Source organism: Halorubrum sp., from assembly GCF_046498025.1.
Taxonomy (GTDB): domain Archaea; phylum Halobacteriota; class Halobacteria; order Halobacteriales; family Haloferacaceae; genus Halorubrum.
In genome coordinates this window covers 1-13,945 of the sequence record NZ_JAWOBM010000006.1, presented here as the reverse complement: position 1 = coordinate 13,945, position 13,945 = coordinate 1, and the positions used below count along the sequence as shown (strand labels likewise).

The window sequence follows — 13,945 nt, the reverse complement described above, 5'->3', positions numbered from 1 at the left end:
GGCCCCAACCGACCGGTGGTCGGCTCCGATGGCCCTCAGTCCGAGGCGCGCCAGGCCGCGGCGGCCGCGTCGATGACCTCCAGCGCGTCTCGGCTGCCGTCCGCCTCCCCCTTCTCGAAGTCCTCCTCGGTCTGCCCCGTCTGGTTGGTCACGTGCGCGAAGCAGACCACCGGCCGCGCTCGGGCGTCCGCGGCGACGTGCCGGCGCACGTATGCCGCCTCGCAGTCCGTGACGGCGGTCCCGAACTCGCTGTCGCAGAACCGGACGAAGCTCTCGACGTCGCTCACGGCGCGGCCCGTCGGGTCTTCTCCACCTCCAGCGGGTCGGCCGTCGACGTCGCGGTGACCAGCCGCAGGTACTGCCCCGCGTTCGTGAGCAGCTTGTTCTCCGCCTTCCGGAGGTGTTCCTCGTACGTCGAGCGGGCGACGGCCGTCAGGTCGGCGAGCTCCCGCAGCGAGGTCGTCCGCGGCTGGGTGTAGTACCCGCGCTCGAGCGCCAACTGGAGCGCCGCCAGCTGCCGGTCGGTGATGTCCTCGAACAGCTGCGTGGCCGGTGCCAACATGCTGTGCGGGACCTGCGTCTCCGAAATCGAGGTCTTCGAGAGCAGTTCGATCTCCCGGTCGGATCGCAGGTCGTCGAGCAGCTCCCGGACGTCCGCGTCGTCGAACGCGACCACCGTGTAGTGCTCCCAGCCCTGCCGGTAGATCGTCGGCGACTGATACAGGCAGTTGTGCTCCTCGAAGCGGTCGATGACGGACTCCTCGAGCGAACAGAGGCAGGACTGCGTGACGACGTGATACCCGTCGTCGTCCTCGGACTCGTGGAGGACGGTCCCGATCCGGTCGATGTCGTCGAGCAGCGCGGCCGTCGGCGTCGTCTCCGACGTGATCTCGAGCACCTGACACTCGCTCAGCGGCCACTCGCGTATCGTGAGGTCCGGGTGTCGCTCCGAGATCTCCCGATACGGGCACTCGTGTTTGACTCGGATGGAGGCCTCGTACAGACTCATACGGGGTTTTGGAACTGCCATTGATTAACAGTGCCGGCCATGTCCGGCAGTAAGGGTATGCCCGCACACCCGCTATTCCGGAACACCGATGCAGACGCTATCGCCGGACGCGCTCAGCGAACAGCTGCGAAACGACGACGAGGGCCCGCTCGTCCTCGACATCCGTCACGAAGCGGAGTTCGAGGAGTGGCACATCCCGGGCAGCGTCAACGTCGACGTGTACGACGAACTGACGGGAGACCCCGACCGCGCCAAGCCGGCGCTCTCCGCACTCCCCAGCGAGTCGCGGATCGTCACCGTCTGCGCCGCGGGCGTCGTCTCGCAGACCGCGACGGAGGTCCTCCGGGAGCTGGGCTACGACGCGGTGACGCTCGCGGACGGCATGAGCGGGTGGAGCCGCGTCCACCGGCACGCCGAGGTGCCCGTCGACCTCGACGGCGCGATCGTGCAGGTCGCGCGCCCGGGCAAGGGCTGTCTCTCGCACGTCCTCGTCTCGGACGGCAAGGCCGCCGTCTTCGACCCGTCGCACTACCTCGACGAGTACGACGCGATCCTCGACGAGTACGACGCGGAGCTCGTCGGCGTCTTCGACACGCACGCCCACGCGGACCACGTCTCGGGCGCCGCGTCGCTCGCGGACCGTCACGGCGTCCCGTACTACCTCCACCCGAAGGACGCGCTCGCGCTCGACGCGAGGCCGCTTGAGGACGGCCAGACCCTGACCGTCGGCCGACTCGACGTCGAGGTCATCCACACGCCCGGACACAGCGAGGGCAGCGTCTCGTTCGACGTCGACGGCGCGGCGCTGCTGACGGGAGACACCCTGTTCCACGACAGCGTCGGCCGGGTCGAACTCGGCGTCGAAGCCGGCATCGAGGACGCCGACGTCGAGGGGAACGCCGCGACGCTCTACGACGGCCTCCGGCGGCTGCTGGACCGGCCGGACGACGCGGTCGTGCTCCCGGCGCACGACCCCGGCTCGCCCGACCCGCCGGTGACCGCGACGCTCGCGGAGGTCAGAGACCGGAACGCGGACCTCGGTCGCGACCGCGAGGCGTTCGTCGAGGAGCTCGCCTCGGACGTCCCGGACCACCCGCCGAACTTCGAGCGCGTCAAGCGCACGAACGTGGGACAGGAGTCGGTTCCGGCGGACGAACTGGCCGAGCTGGAGCTGGGGCCGAACAACTGCGCGGCCGAGTGACCGATGAGCGCGACACCCGACGTCAAACAGGGAATCCGCGAACACCTCGGACAGTTCTCGCTCCACGTCCTGCTCGTGTTCGCGACCGGGCTGACCATCGGGTCCGAGCGGACCGTCGTCCCCGCGCTCGGCGAGGACGTCCTCGGCGTCGAGTCGTTCCTCGTGATCGGCTCGTTCGTCGTCTCCTTCGGGATCGTGAAGTCGATCCTCAACCTCTACGCCGGGAAGTGGGGCGAGGAGTACGGCCGCAAGCCCGTGCTCATCGCCGGGTGGGTCACGGCGCTCCCGCTGCCGATCATCCTCATCTTCGCCCCGAACTGGAGCTGGATCACCGTCGGGAACATCCTGCTGGGCGTCAACCAAGCGCTGACGTGGAGCATGGCGATCAACGCTAAGATAGACATCGCGGCCCCCGAGCAGCGCGGCCTCGCGGTCGGCATCGACGAGTCGTTCGGCTACACCGGCGTGGCCGTCGGGGCCTGGGTCACGGGCGTCATCGCCAGCCAGTGGAGCCTCCGGCCGGAGCCGTTCTACTTCCTCGCGATCGTCGTGGTGCTGGCGTTCCTCATCTCGGTGTTCCTGATCAAGGAGACCGTCCAGTACGCGCGGGCTGAGGGCGACGACGACGCTCGCGACGCGAACCTCCCATTCAAGGAAGTGGTAAAGCGGGCGACCTACGGCGACCGGACGCTGTTCGCGGCGGCGCAGGCCGGCCACGTCGAGAACTTCGTCGACACGCTGTTCTGGATCGCCGTCCCGCTCTACCTGCTCAGCCAGGGGCTCGGTATCGCGGCGGTCGGGGCCGTGGTCGGCGTCCACAGCGCGATGTACTTCCTCCAGATCGGGACCGGCGGTCTCGCGGATCGGATCGGCCGGCGTCCGCCGGTCATCGCCGGGATGTTCCTGGCCGGCGCGGGCGTGCTCGGGATGGTGCTCGTCGAGGGGTACCTCATGTGGGCAGTGCTGGCCGCGGTCTCCGGGCTCGGGATGGCGCTGCTGTATCCGAACCTGATGACCGTCCCGAGCGACGCGGCCCATCCGACCTGGCGGTCGGCCGGGATGGGGGTCTACCGGATGTGGCGCGACTCGGGGTACGCCGTCGGCGCGATCCTGATCGGGCTCTCGATGGAGTTCGTCACCGTCGAGGCCGCGTTCTACCTGACCGCCGTCCTGATGTTCCTGTCCGGCGCGGTCGTGTACGTCTGGATGGAAGAGACGCATCCGGAGTTCGGGACCCACGAACCGCCCGCTCCCGCGACGGAGCCGTCGGCTGAGCCGACCGCGCAAGACTGACCCCTCCGGGCGGGCCGACCGCGCAAGACCGACCCCTCCGGGCGGGCCGACCGCGCAAGACCGACCCGACCGGGCGGGCCCCGCGTCGCCGGCGATCGGTTCGACGTTCGTCGAACCTCAAAACGACGAATGCAGGGCCGCTGTCGGCAGATCAGCGGCGGGAGATAGCAAGAACGTTAACGGTCCAGTGCGTTCCGCGGAGTGAGAGCGCTCACCACGCATGACCGAACACACTGATCTCGTTATCGTCGGCGGGGGTATCAGCGGGGCATCGCTTTTATATACGGTCGCGAAGTTCACCGACGTCGACGACGTCACCCTGATCGAGAAGGAGCGGGAGATCGCGGCGGTCAACTCACACCGCACGAACAACTCGCAGACCCTCCACTTCGGGGACATCGAGACGAACTACACCCTCGAGAAGGCCGAGGAGGTCAAGGAGGGAGCGGAGCTGCTCGCGGGGTACCTCGAGGGGACCGACCCCGACCGCGAGATGCACAGCAAGCGGAGCAAGATGGTGCTCGGCGTCGGCGACGAGGAGGTCGCCAAGCTCGAGGAGCGGTACCGCGAGAACGGGTTCGGCGACCTCTTCCCGAAGCTCCGCGAGATCGGCCGCGAGGAGATCGCGGAACTGGAGCCGAAGGTCGTGGAGGGGCGCGACCCCGACACCGAACTCAAGGCGCTCCAGACGCCCGACGGGTACGTCGTCGACTACGGCGCCGTCGCGAAGTCGTTCGTGGAGGACGCCCGCGCCGAGGACGGCGTCTCCGTCCACCTCGGCACGGCGGTCGAGAACGTCGACGAGGGCCCCGACGGGTTCACCGTCGAGACCGACGACGGCGACTTCGCGGCCGACGCGGTGGTCGTCGCCGCCGGCTCCCACAGCCTCCAGTTCGCCAAGGAGATGGGATACGGCGAGGACATGTCGCTGCTGCCGGTCGCGGGGAGCTTCTTCCTCGCCGACGACCTGTTGAACGGGAAGGTGTACACGCTACAGATGAAGAAGCTCCCGTTCGCGGCGGTCCACGGCGACGCCGACGTGCACGACGACGGCATCACCCGGTTCGGCCCCACGGCGAAGCTCGTCCCCGCGCTCGAACGCGGCGAGCTCTCCACCGTGAGCGACTTCGCCGACGTGTTCGGCTTCTCGCCCGCCTCGGTGCTGAGCTACGTCAACGTCCTCTCGGACCGCATCCTGTTCCCCTACGTCGTGCGCAACCTCGTGTACGACATCCCCGAGGTCGGCAAGCGCGCGTTCCTCCCGAACGTCCGGAAGGTCGTGCCGAGCGTCGACGTCGACGACATCGAGCGCGCCGAGGGGTACGGCGGCGTGCGCCCCCAGATCGTCGACACGGAGAACAAGGAGCTCGACATGGGCGAGGCGAAGATCACCGGCGACGGGATCTTGTTCAACATCACGCCTTCGCCGGGCGCCTCGACCGCGCTGAAGAACGCGATGACCGACGTGCAGGCCGTCCTCGACTTCTTCGACGCGGACCACGAGTTCGACGAGACGGCGTTCCGTGACGCGACTGTCGGAAACTTCCCGCGCGTCGCCGACGCGGCCGGGGCCAGTCTGGACGCCGACGACGACCGCGTCCCCGCCGAAGCCGACGACTGATCGGTCGAGGCGACTCCGTCGAGCGCGCGCCGCGCCGAACCGCTCGGATTGGGACCCGATACCTGTCGCCGGCCTCCGCCGGCGTCGCTATCCGGGTTGAGTCGGATTCGACCCGGTTAAATCGGGTCAAATCGCGGTGAAATCGGCTGCAGGGCCATCCTCGCTTTTATTCGAATACCCGGTACGTCGAGTTGCAATGTTCGAAGCAGATCCGCTCACGACGGCAACGCTCGCAACCGACGCGGCGAAGGTGGCCCTGCAGGCCGGCCCGCCGGCCGACGCCGCCTCGCAGGCCCCCGCGTTCGTGCAGGAGATCCTCGCCGAGGTCGGGTCCACGGCCGGCGACGCGGCCGGCGGGGTCGGCGAGGCGGTCAGCGGTATGACCCCCGGCGGAAGCGACGCGGCCGAGGGCGCGGGCGCCGCGGGGAACGCCCCCGGCAAATAACGCACCCCACTGCCTGACGGCGCTCGCCGCGAACCGATACCGTTCTGCCGCTGACCGAGACGGCCCTCCGATTCGTCTCCGCGTGGAGCGCGACGCTCGTTCTCCCGCCGTTTCGCGCGACTATTTAAATCAGACCAGTCTGCGAACCGTCCGTCCCGGATCACGCCGGCGTCTCCTCGCCGACCTCGCGCTCGAACGCCTCCCTGAGCACGCTGATCGCTCGTCGCTTCGTTCCGTCGGGGACGAACACGAAGGGGATCGGTACGTCGAACGCGCGGTCGCCGTACAGCCCCCACTCGCCGACGGAGCGGGTCGTCCCGCCGTACGCGATGGGGATGTCCTCCAGCTCGTCGGGGTCGTACGCAGGCACGTAGGAGCGGTCGATCCACACCTCGTGGACCGGCACGTCGAGGGCGTCGGCGAGCAGCCGCTCCAGCCGGTCGTCGCCCTCGGTGAGCCACGCGGCGAAGTCGTCGATGTCGGGGCCGCGGTCGTCGCTGCGGCGTTCGCCGTCGCCCTCGCCGCCGAGGTTCCCGCCGATCCGGTCGGCGAACGCGATCCGGTGTTTCCAGCAGGTGGCCGGGAAGCGGCGCCCGCGGAACCGGTCGTACATCGACGCCAACGTCGAGTCGGGGTGCTCGCGGGCGGCGATCCGGAGCCGTTCGAGCACGGCGTTGTCGTCCAGCTCCCGCGAGAGGACGCCCTCGACCGTCACCGGGCTCTCGCCGGTCACGGCCTCGTACTCGCCCAGCAGCTCCTGAAGCAGGCGGTTGGCGTAGACGGCCTTGTGATGCTGGGTGACCCACATGTACAGCGCGATCCGTCCCTCGAGGTAGTTACCGATGGTCGAGAGCGCCTTCTCCGTGAGCGCGAGCCCCTCCTCCGGGTGCGCCGTGTAGGCGTCCACCATGCGGTCGACGTCGAAGCTCAACACGCCCGCCCCGGTCATCCGGTTGTCGCGGGTGATGTAGTCGAGCCGGTCGACGTCGATGGGCGAGTGGAGCAGCTGCGCGCCGACCCCGTACTGCCAGGGCTCGCCGCGCTCGTACGCGAGGCTGTAGCCGAGCACGTACGCGCACACCTCGAACGGGTCCACGTCGAACGCCCGCAGCGCGTCGCCGTACGCCTCGACGATGAGGACGCAGCCGAGCAGCTCGTGCGGGCTCGCCGACCGGAGCGGCGCCCCGCCGACGCCCGCCCGGTCGAAGGCGTCGACCAGTCCGACGTCGACGGTCCGCTCCCGGAGGACGCCCTCGTCGAGGAACCCCTCGGAGAGGTGCGAAAAGGGCGGGTGGCCGACGTCGTGGAGCAGGCAGGCGCACTCCAGCGTGCGCTGGATCTCCTCGAGCTCGTCGGTCGTCGCGTCCCGCGTGAAGTACGACTGCCGGCGGAGGTTCTCGAAGACGGTCCGCCCGAGGTGGTAGACGCCCAGGGAGTGCTCGAACCGCGTGTGGTTCGCCCCGGGGTAGACGAGGTGGGTCGCGGAGAGCTGCCGGACGTACCGCAGCCGCTGGAACGGCCGGGTGTCGACGACGCCGTCGACGAGCGCGTCCGGCAGCTCCACGTAGCCGTGGACGGGGTCTTTGAACTGTGTGGTCGGCATCCGGATGTCCGTGGATGGACGCCCCGGTACCTGCGTCTTTCGGTCACGCGAGCGCCGCCCCCGTCCGCCGCCGGAGTCCGTTCTTATAAATACCGAGCGCGCCGACCCGCAGGCATGGCACCGGAGGCCGTCGACGGACCGGGCGACGGGGCGGCCGGCGTCGACAGCGACACGGCCGACATCGACGGCGACACGACTGACGCCGGCAGCGACACGGCCGACATCGACGGCGACACGACCGACGCCGGCAACGATACGACCGACGCCGGCACCGGATCGCCGCTCGTCGACCGGTGGATCGCGCTGGACCGCGGCTGGCAGGCGCTCCTGCTGGGGCTGGGGATCGTCGCCGTCCACGCCGCGGGGCAGGCCGCGGGCGTCTTCTGATGCGCGCCGTCGCCGCCGCTCGGCCGTACGTCCCCGGCCTCGCGCTCCTGGCCGCCGGGGCGCTCCTCGCGCACCTCGTCGCCGGCGCGGTCGACGGGCTCCAGCCGCTCGTCGTCGCGGTCGCGCTCGGCGCGCTCCTCGGCAACGCGGTCGGCACGCCCGACGCCGCGAAGCCGGGCGTCGGCGTCGATAAGCTCTTCTTGGAGACCGGGATCGTCCTGCTCGGCGCCGCGGTCGTCGTCGAGGAGTTCCTCGCCGCGGGGCCGACCGTGCTGGGCCTGGTCGTCGTCGCGGTCGGCGGCGGACTGCTGCTCGCCGAGCTGATCGCGCGGGGCCTCTTTCGATTGGACGGGACGACGCCCTCGCTTCTGGCCGCCGGCGCGAGCATCTGCGGCGTCTCCGCGGTCGTCGCGATCGGGCGCGTGCTGGACGCCCGCGGCGCCGCGATCACGTTCGCGGCGGCGACCGTCCTCCTCTTCGACGCCGTCACGCTCGTCGCGTTCCCCCTCGCGGGCGAGTGGCTCGAGCTCACCGGCCGCCAGTTCGGCGTCTGGGCCGGCGTGAGCATGTTCTCGACCGGCCCCGTCGCCGCGGCCGGGTTCGCGCACTCGCCCGAGGCGGGCCAGTGGGCGACCGTCACGAAGCTCGCGCGGAACTCCCTGTTGGGGGGCGTCGCCGTCGCCTACTCGCTGGCGTACACGGCGCGGTCGGCGACCGACCCCGGCGTGCGCCGGCTGTGGGCGGAGTTCCCGAAGTTCCTCCTCGGCTTCCTCGCGGTCGCCGCGGTCGCGAACAGCGGGCTCCTCTCGCCGGCCGCGCTGGAGTCGATCGGACGGGTGTCGGACGCGCTGTTCACGCTGGCGTTCGTCGGCCTCGGCCTCTCGATCCGCCTCCGCGAGATGCGCGAGGTCGGCGGGGCCGCCGTCGGGGCCGTCCTCGTCCACCTGCTCGTCGTGAGCGCGCTCGCGCTGGCGGCGGTGCGGTGGCTGCTGTGACCTTCGGATTGCGCGTTCTCCGCGAGCAGAAGGTCTCCGCGCGGCGAACGCCCGTTTAATACCTCAGGGCCCCTGTATAAAGGAGTCAACCGAGGCGACCGCTCCGAGACAGCGGCCGCACCGTTCGGTTCGGCCACCGAGTTGAGTAATATGACAACATTCGAGTACGAAATCGAGATCGCAGCGCCCGTCGAACGCGTCTTCGCGTTCGACAGCATCCCGGAGAACTGGCCCCGAACGATGGCCGGTCTGCGCGATTTCGAGGTGCTGAGCGAGACCGAAACCGGGGCGGAGATGCGCGCGACGTACAAGCTGCTCGGGATCGGGACGGAGATGGAGATGGAGATGACCGTCGTCGAGCCGAACGCGGAGATGGCGGTCGCGATCGACAGCGACGGGATGCACGGCGAGACGCGCAACCGCTACGTCGCGAGCGGGGACGGAACCCGGATCCTCCACCGGACGGACTACGAGATGGGCGATTCGCTGCGCGACCGCCTCCTGGAGCCCGTCGCGAGGCGGTACAACGAGCGACAGCTGAAGGCTCACCTGGAGAACACGAGGGATCTCATCGAGGCCGAGATCGAAGCGGAAACGGCGGCGCCGGCCTAGTCCGGCCTTTTTTCGACGCGGGCCACCATTTCACTCCTTGCGTGCCACCACTTCAGTCCTTATAAGTAGCGAGCGGGCGGACTCCGGGTATGAGCACCATCGGCTTCATCGGCGGCAGCGGCATCTACGAGGCGCTCCCCCTGAACGACGTGCGCGAGGTCGAGTTCGACACGCCCTACGGCGAGCCGAGCGACGCGATCACGATCGGGGAGTTCGCCGACACGGGCCGGGAGGTCGCCTTCCTCCCCCGGCACGGCTCCGAGCACGGCGTCTCGCCGACCGACCTTCCCTACCGCGCGAACATGTACGCGCTGAAGCGAGTCGGCGTCACGCACATCTTCGCGTCGAACGCGGTGGGGAGCTTGAAAGAGGAGCTGGAGCCCGGCACGCTCGTCGTCCCCGACCAGATATACGACCGGACGAAACACCGCGACCTCTCCTTTTACGGCGACGGCGTCGTCGTCCACCAGCCGTTCGCGGACCCGTACAGCCCGGAGCTGGTCGACCACCTGACCGCGGCCGCCGAGTCGGCCGTGGGCGGCGACGGCGAGAGCGGCACCGGCGAGAGCGGCGACGAGGAAGGCGCGGCCGACGACGCGAAGGTCGTGAAGGGCGGCACCTACGTCTGCATCGAGGGCCCCCAGTACTCGACGCGCGCGGAGTCGGAGTTCTACAAGAGCCAGGGGTGGGACCTCGTCGGCATGACCGCGATCCCGGAGGCGAAGCTCGCCCGCGAGGCCGAGATCGCCTACGCGACGATCGCCGGCGTGACCGACTACGACGTCTGGAAGGAAGACAGCGAGGTGACCCTCGAGGAGGTCCTCGAAAACGCCGAGCGGAACCAGACGGCGATCAAGGCCGCCGTCGAGGAGGCGGTCCGGACGCTCCCCGACGACCTGGAGTGCGAGGCGCACACGTCCCTAGCGGGCACCGTCAACACGCCGACGGCGGCGATCCCGGAGGAGACCCGCGAGCGCGTCGAGCCGCTGCTGGGCGAGTACCTCTGAGCGGGCCGGCGCTCGTCCCGCCGACGCCGCCGCTCGCGGCGGCGGGCGCGCCGTCGCGGTCCCGACACGATTTAGGTGACCCGCCCGCAACGGGTCGGTAATGAGCACTCAGGCCGCGACGGAGGAACGCACGGTCGTGATCGGGCTGGAGGTCCACGTCCAGCTCGAGACCGACACGAAGATCTTCTGCGGCTGTTCGACCGAGTCGACGGACGACGAGGAGCCCAACACGCGCACCTGCCCGACCTGCCTCGGCCTGCCGGGCGCGCTGCCGGTCCTCAACGAGGCCGCCGTCGAGGCCGCCGTGAAGGTGGGGAAGGCGATCGACGCCGACATCCCCGAGACGACGACGTTCCACCGGAAGAACTACTACTACCCCGACCTGCCGAAGAACTTCCAGCTCACCCAGTACGACGCCCCGATCTGCCAGTCCGGGGAGCTGGAGGTCCGCGTCGACGACGAGCCGCGGACCATCGGGATCACCCGCGCGCACCTCGAGGAGGACCCCGGGAGCCTCCAGCACGCCGGCGGCTCCATCGAGTCGGCGACGCACACGCTCGTGAACTACAACCGCGCCGGGACGCCGCTGATGGAGATCGTCACCGAGCCCGACTTCCGGTCGCCCGCCGAGACCCGGGCGTTCCTCGCGAAGCTGGAGGAGGTCCTGGAGTACCTGGGCGTCTTCGACCCGACCCGCGACGGGAGCCTGCGCGTCGACGCCAACGTCTCCCTGGTCCCCGAGCGCGACGTCGCCGACGACGGGACGATCGCCGAGGACGCCCTCGCGAACGTGAACCGCGCGGAGGTGAAGAACATCTCCAGCCACAAGGGCGCCGAGCGGGCGCTCGCGTACGAGGTCACCCGCCAGGAGAACGTGCTCCGGCGCGGCCGCGAGATCGAACAGGAGACCCGCCACTGGGACGAGGCGCGCGGCGTCACCGTCTCGATGCGCTCGAAGGAGGCCGAGAAGGACTACCGCTACTTCCGGGAGGCCGACCTCCCGGCGCTGGAGGTGTCGGACTGGAAGGAGCGGATTCCGATCCCGGAGCTGCCCGACGCCCGCCGGGAGCGCTTCCGCGAGGAGTACGGGCTCGACCGCGAGTCCGCCTCGAAGCTCACCTCGACGAAGGCGGTCGCCGACTTCTTCGAGGACGTCGCCGAGTCGTTCGACCCCGAGCTCGCCGCGACATGGGTCGCCGACAACCTGCTCGGCGAGCTCAACTACCGCGAGATGGCGATCACGGACGTCGAGGACCGCCTCGACGAGTTCACGCGGCTGATCGAGCTGGTCGACGCCGAGGAGCTCACCGTGAAGAACGCCGAGGAGGTCGTGCTCCGCGAGATGCTCGACGCGGGCGAGGACCCCGACACCGTCATCGAGCGCGAGGGGCTCGGCGTCGCCGAATCCGGAGAGGTCGAGGCCGCCGTCGAGTCCGCCATCGACGACAACCCCGACGCGGTCGCCGACTACCACGACGGCGACGAGGGCGCGATCAACTTCCTCGTCGGCCAGGTGATGCAGGCGACGGGCGGCAGCGCCGACCCCGGACAGGTGAACGGGCTGCTCCGCGAGCGGCTGGACGGGTGAGAGTCGTGGCCGGCAGCGGCGAGGCGCTTCTCGCGACGAACGTCACCACCGAGCAGGTCCGCACGTGAACGTCACCGTCGACGTCGTCGGCGAGGGGACCGCCGAGTACGACCTCGCCGCCGACGCGACCTACGCGGACCTCATCCGCGAGGCGGGATACCACCCGCAGGAGGCGTCCGTCCTGGTCGACGGCTCCCCGGTGCCCGGCGACCGCGTCGTCGACGCCGACGAGGTCCGGCTGCTCCGCTTGATAAAGGGCGGCGCGACCGACGGCGGCGCGTGAGCGACGAGTCCGGATTCGGGGGCGCCCCCGAGGGGTTCGCCGTCGAGTCCGCGACACCCGACGACCGGATAGACGTCCTCCGCGTGCTCGACGCCGCGATGCTGGAGACGGACGCCGAGACGGTGGACGCCGCGATCGACGTCGGCGACGCCCTCGTCGCCCGATTCGACCGGACCGGCGCGGTCGTCGGCGCGCTGGTCGCGACGCGTCCCGAGCCGAGCCGACTCCACGTCGACGCCGTGGCCGTCCGGCGGTCGCGTCGCGGTCGCGGGATCGGCTCCGCGCTCGTCGCCGCGGCGGTGCGGCGCGCCGAGCGCGACGCCGCGGTCGACGCCGTCACGGCCGCGTTCGACCGGAGCCTGGAGGCCTTTTACACCGATCTCGGGTTCGATCTCGACCGCGACGGCGACGAGCGCGACGGCGACGACCAGCGCAAGACCGATCGGCTGCGCGGTCGCCGTTCGTTCTGAGCGGCGGCCGGCGACGATGAGGAGGCGGGCGCGCATCACTTGGGGAGGCGGGCACGCATCACTTGGGGAGGCGGGCGCGCGTCACCTAGGGAGTCAGGCGCGCGCGTCACCGGATCTCGTATCGAGCGATGGAGTCGACGCCACAGTTCGGGCACCGCTCCGATTCGGAACCGACGGTCGCGCCGCACCGTCGACACTCGAAGAGAACCGCACCGTCGGTCGAGAGCGCCTCGCTGAGTTTCCGTGGTAAGTGCATGGTCCGTATCACCCTGGTTCGTTCGCGGTCGTCGGCTACGCTCCTTCGACGCGGATCTCGTATTCGGTGATGTACACGTACTCGATTCGCGGGACGTTCGGCGCGAGCGGTATCTCTTCGTCCAGTAGCGCCCGGTCGAAGTGTACCGCACCGTCCTGACCAACCGTCAGATTGCCGGTGACGATCGCGCCATACACATCGCCCTTTTTGACGTAGAACTTGCCCGGACCGTCCTCACCCGCCGGACCGATAACGGCCGCCGTCACTTCGGTCGAGCCCCCGCCGACCGCTCCGATGAAGTTGTCCGGGGCGAACACTTGCAGTTGGGGGGACGTCCTGTTGGGAACCGTCACGTTCGCACCCTCGGCGACGAAGTGCGCCTCGCCGAAGCCGGCGCCGCCGGCGCCCTGTATGTTGTCGACGCTCACCGTCTCTTCGCTCGCGACGAACAGCTGGACGTCACCGTCGCCCTCGACGACGATCTCGCTGGGGTCGTTCCCCCGCTCGTCGAGCTTCACCCACTTTTCAACGGCGATCGTGACGTCACCGTCGGTCGTGTCCAGGTAGAGCGTCTCGTCTTCGAGCTCGAGCGTCTCGAGGTAGTACTCGCCCGCCTCGAGCCTCCCCTGATCGCCGTCGATATCGAGCGTCTCGTCCGAGATCAGGTCGCCGTTCGTTCCGGCTTCCGCGTTGTCGTTGGTCGCTTCCAGCTCGTCCGCCTTGTCGGACACCAGGCGGTTGATCGGGGGGATCTCCTGGACGCCGTCGATCTGGTAGTCCGCTTCGGTTACCGAGTCGTCGTCCTGCGGGTCGAAGCTCTCGGTCCAGTTCGCGTTCCCGTCGATCTGGGCGTCTCCCGACTCGATGGAGATGTTGCGGCCCGACCGCACGTCGCCGTCGATCTGCGAGCTCCCGAACATCTTGACGTCGCCGGCCGCTTCGACGACGCCGTCGGCGTCCCCGCCGTCGTATTCCGGGGAAGTGTAACTGTCGACGTAAGCCCCGTTCCCTTCGAGGCGGATCTCGCCCGGCCCCGACGTCGCGACGACGCCGGCGTCCGGGGAGTAATCGAGCGGGAGCGCGAGGAAGACGACCTTCACCGTGTCCCGATCGCAGTCGGCGCTGACGATGGCGTCGGTCTCGTCCTCGAAGAACTGCCGCCAGGCGGTGCAGTA

General features: G+C 69.7%; 14 protein-coding genes and 1 pseudogene. 11 read left to right on the top strand and 4 right to left on the bottom strand.

The window, feature by feature from the left end:
• Positions 1–35: 35 nt before the first annotated feature.
• Together R6U01_RS00990 and R6U01_RS00985 are read right to left on the bottom strand one after the other, a co-directional pair.
• Positions 36–287, bottom strand: a complete 252-nt coding sequence (locus R6U01_RS00990) for a hypothetical protein (RefSeq protein ID WP_410284592.1) — start codon at positions 285–287, stop codon at positions 36–38.
• The gene (locus R6U01_RS00985) at positions 284–1,009 is read right to left on the bottom strand and encodes a helix-turn-helix domain-containing protein (RefSeq protein WP_410284591.1); all 726 of its coding nucleotides are present in this window, start codon (positions 1,007–1,009) and stop codon (positions 284–286) included. Before R6U01_RS00985 ends, R6U01_RS00990 begins: the two co-directional genes overlap by 4 nt.
• 88 nt (positions 1,010–1,097) lie before the next feature.
• On the opposite strand from R6U01_RS00985, the gene R6U01_RS00980 reads away from it, so the two are divergent.
• The 4 genes from R6U01_RS00980 to R6U01_RS00965 all read left to right on the top strand — a co-directional run bounded on the left by R6U01_RS00980 (position 1,098) and on the right by R6U01_RS00965 (position 5,569).
• A complete protein-coding gene (locus R6U01_RS00980; RefSeq protein WP_410284590.1) occupies positions 1,098–2,210 on the top strand; it encodes an MBL fold metallo-hydrolase in 1,113 nt (370 codons plus the stop codon).
• Positions 2,211–2,213: 3 nt separating this feature from the next.
• Positions 2,214–3,503, top strand: a complete 1,290-nt coding sequence (locus R6U01_RS00975) for an MFS transporter (RefSeq protein WP_410284589.1) — start codon at positions 2,214–2,216, stop codon at positions 3,501–3,503.
• A gap of 220 nt (positions 3,504–3,723) precedes the next feature.
• The gene (locus tag R6U01_RS00970) at positions 3,724–5,124 is read left to right on the top strand and encodes an FAD-dependent oxidoreductase (RefSeq protein ID WP_410284588.1); all 1,401 of its coding nucleotides are present in this window, start codon (positions 3,724–3,726) and stop codon (positions 5,122–5,124) included.
• Positions 5,125–5,320: 196 nt separating this feature from the next.
• Positions 5,321–5,569, top strand: a complete 249-nt coding sequence (locus R6U01_RS00965; RefSeq protein WP_410284587.1) for a hypothetical protein — start codon at positions 5,321–5,323, stop codon at positions 5,567–5,569.
• A gap of 160 nt (positions 5,570–5,729) precedes the next feature.
• On the opposite strand, the gene R6U01_RS00960 is transcribed toward R6U01_RS00965, so the two are convergent.
• Complete coding sequence (locus R6U01_RS00960; RefSeq protein ID WP_410284586.1) at positions 5,730–7,172, bottom strand: HD domain-containing protein; 1,443 nt, start codon at positions 7,170–7,172, stop codon at positions 5,730–5,732.
• Between the two features lie 114 nt (positions 7,173–7,286).
• Between R6U01_RS00960 and R6U01_RS00955 the strand changes: the two genes are divergently transcribed.
• The 7 genes from R6U01_RS00955 to R6U01_RS00925 all read left to right on the top strand — a co-directional run bounded on the left by R6U01_RS00955 (position 7,287) and on the right by R6U01_RS00925 (position 12,514).
• Entirely contained in the window at positions 7,287–7,559 is a 273-nt protein-coding gene (locus R6U01_RS00955; RefSeq protein ID WP_410284623.1) for a hypothetical protein, read from the top strand.
• Entirely contained in the window at positions 7,559–8,554 is a 996-nt protein-coding gene (locus R6U01_RS00950) for a YeiH family protein (RefSeq protein WP_410284585.1), read from the top strand. Before R6U01_RS00955 ends, R6U01_RS00950 begins: the two co-directional genes overlap by 1 nt.
• Before the next feature lie 150 nt (positions 8,555–8,704).
• Positions 8,705–9,166: an SRPBCC family protein gene (locus tag R6U01_RS00945; RefSeq protein WP_410284584.1), complete on the top strand. Its 462-nt coding sequence runs from the start codon at positions 8,705–8,707 to the stop codon at positions 9,164–9,166.
• Between the two features lie 89 nt (positions 9,167–9,255).
• Positions 9,256–10,173 (top strand): S-methyl-5'-thioadenosine phosphorylase, encoded by a 918-nt coding sequence (gene mtnP / locus R6U01_RS00940; protein WP_410284583.1) that lies wholly within the window; start codon positions 9,256–9,258, stop codon positions 10,171–10,173.
• A 100-nt stretch (positions 10,174–10,273) separates the two neighbouring features.
• Positions 10,274–11,761, top strand: a complete 1,488-nt coding sequence (gene gatB / locus R6U01_RS00935; RefSeq protein ID WP_410284582.1) for an Asp-tRNA(Asn)/Glu-tRNA(Gln) amidotransferase subunit GatB — start codon at positions 10,274–10,276, stop codon at positions 11,759–11,761.
• Positions 11,762–11,825: 64 nt separating this feature from the next.
• The gene (gene samp2 / locus R6U01_RS00930) at positions 11,826–12,044 is read left to right on the top strand and encodes a ubiquitin-like small modifier protein SAMP2 (protein ID WP_410284581.1); all 219 of its coding nucleotides are present in this window, start codon (positions 11,826–11,828) and stop codon (positions 12,042–12,044) included.
• Positions 12,041–12,514, top strand: coding sequence for a GNAT family N-acetyltransferase (locus R6U01_RS00925; protein WP_410284580.1), 474 nt, complete (start codon positions 12,041–12,043; stop codon positions 12,512–12,514). The genes samp2 and R6U01_RS00925 overlap by 4 nt, the downstream gene beginning before the upstream one ends.
• Before the next feature lie 291 nt (positions 12,515–12,805).
• Here R6U01_RS00925 and R6U01_RS00920 read toward each other — a convergent pair.
• A pseudogene (locus R6U01_RS00920) lies at positions 12,806–13,945 on the bottom strand (hypothetical protein); the annotation flags it as partial.

What these genes read in the sequence shown, in the direction of transcription:
- R6U01_RS00985 (WP_410284591.1), bottom strand. Translation starts at nt 1,009, where the DNA reads ATGAGTCTGTACGAGGCCTCCATCCGAGTCAAACACGAGTGCCCGTAT.
- R6U01_RS00980 (WP_410284590.1), top strand. Translation starts at nt 1,098, where the DNA reads ATGCAGACGCTATCGCCGGACGCGCTCAGCGAACAGCTGCGAAACGAC.
- R6U01_RS00975 (WP_410284589.1), top strand. Translation starts at nt 2,214, where the DNA reads ATGAGCGCGACACCCGACGTCAAACAGGGAATCCGCGAACACCTCGGA.
- R6U01_RS00970 (WP_410284588.1), top strand. Translation starts at nt 3,724, where the DNA reads ATGACCGAACACACTGATCTCGTTATCGTCGGCGGGGGTATCAGCGGG.
- R6U01_RS00965 (WP_410284587.1), top strand. Translation starts at nt 5,321, where the DNA reads ATGTTCGAAGCAGATCCGCTCACGACGGCAACGCTCGCAACCGACGCG.
- R6U01_RS00960 (WP_410284586.1), bottom strand. Translation starts at nt 7,172, where the DNA reads ATGCCGACCACACAGTTCAAAGACCCCGTCCACGGCTACGTGGAGCTG.
- R6U01_RS00955 (WP_410284623.1), top strand. Translation starts at nt 7,287, where the DNA reads ATGGCACCGGAGGCCGTCGACGGACCGGGCGACGGGGCGGCCGGCGTC.
- R6U01_RS00950 (WP_410284585.1), top strand. Translation starts at nt 7,559, where the DNA reads ATGCGCGCCGTCGCCGCCGCTCGGCCGTACGTCCCCGGCCTCGCGCTC.
- R6U01_RS00945 (WP_410284584.1), top strand. Translation starts at nt 8,705, where the DNA reads ATGACAACATTCGAGTACGAAATCGAGATCGCAGCGCCCGTCGAACGC.
- mtnP (WP_410284583.1), top strand. Translation starts at nt 9,256, where the DNA reads ATGAGCACCATCGGCTTCATCGGCGGCAGCGGCATCTACGAGGCGCTC.
- gatB (WP_410284582.1), top strand. Translation starts at nt 10,274, where the DNA reads ATGAGCACTCAGGCCGCGACGGAGGAACGCACGGTCGTGATCGGGCTG.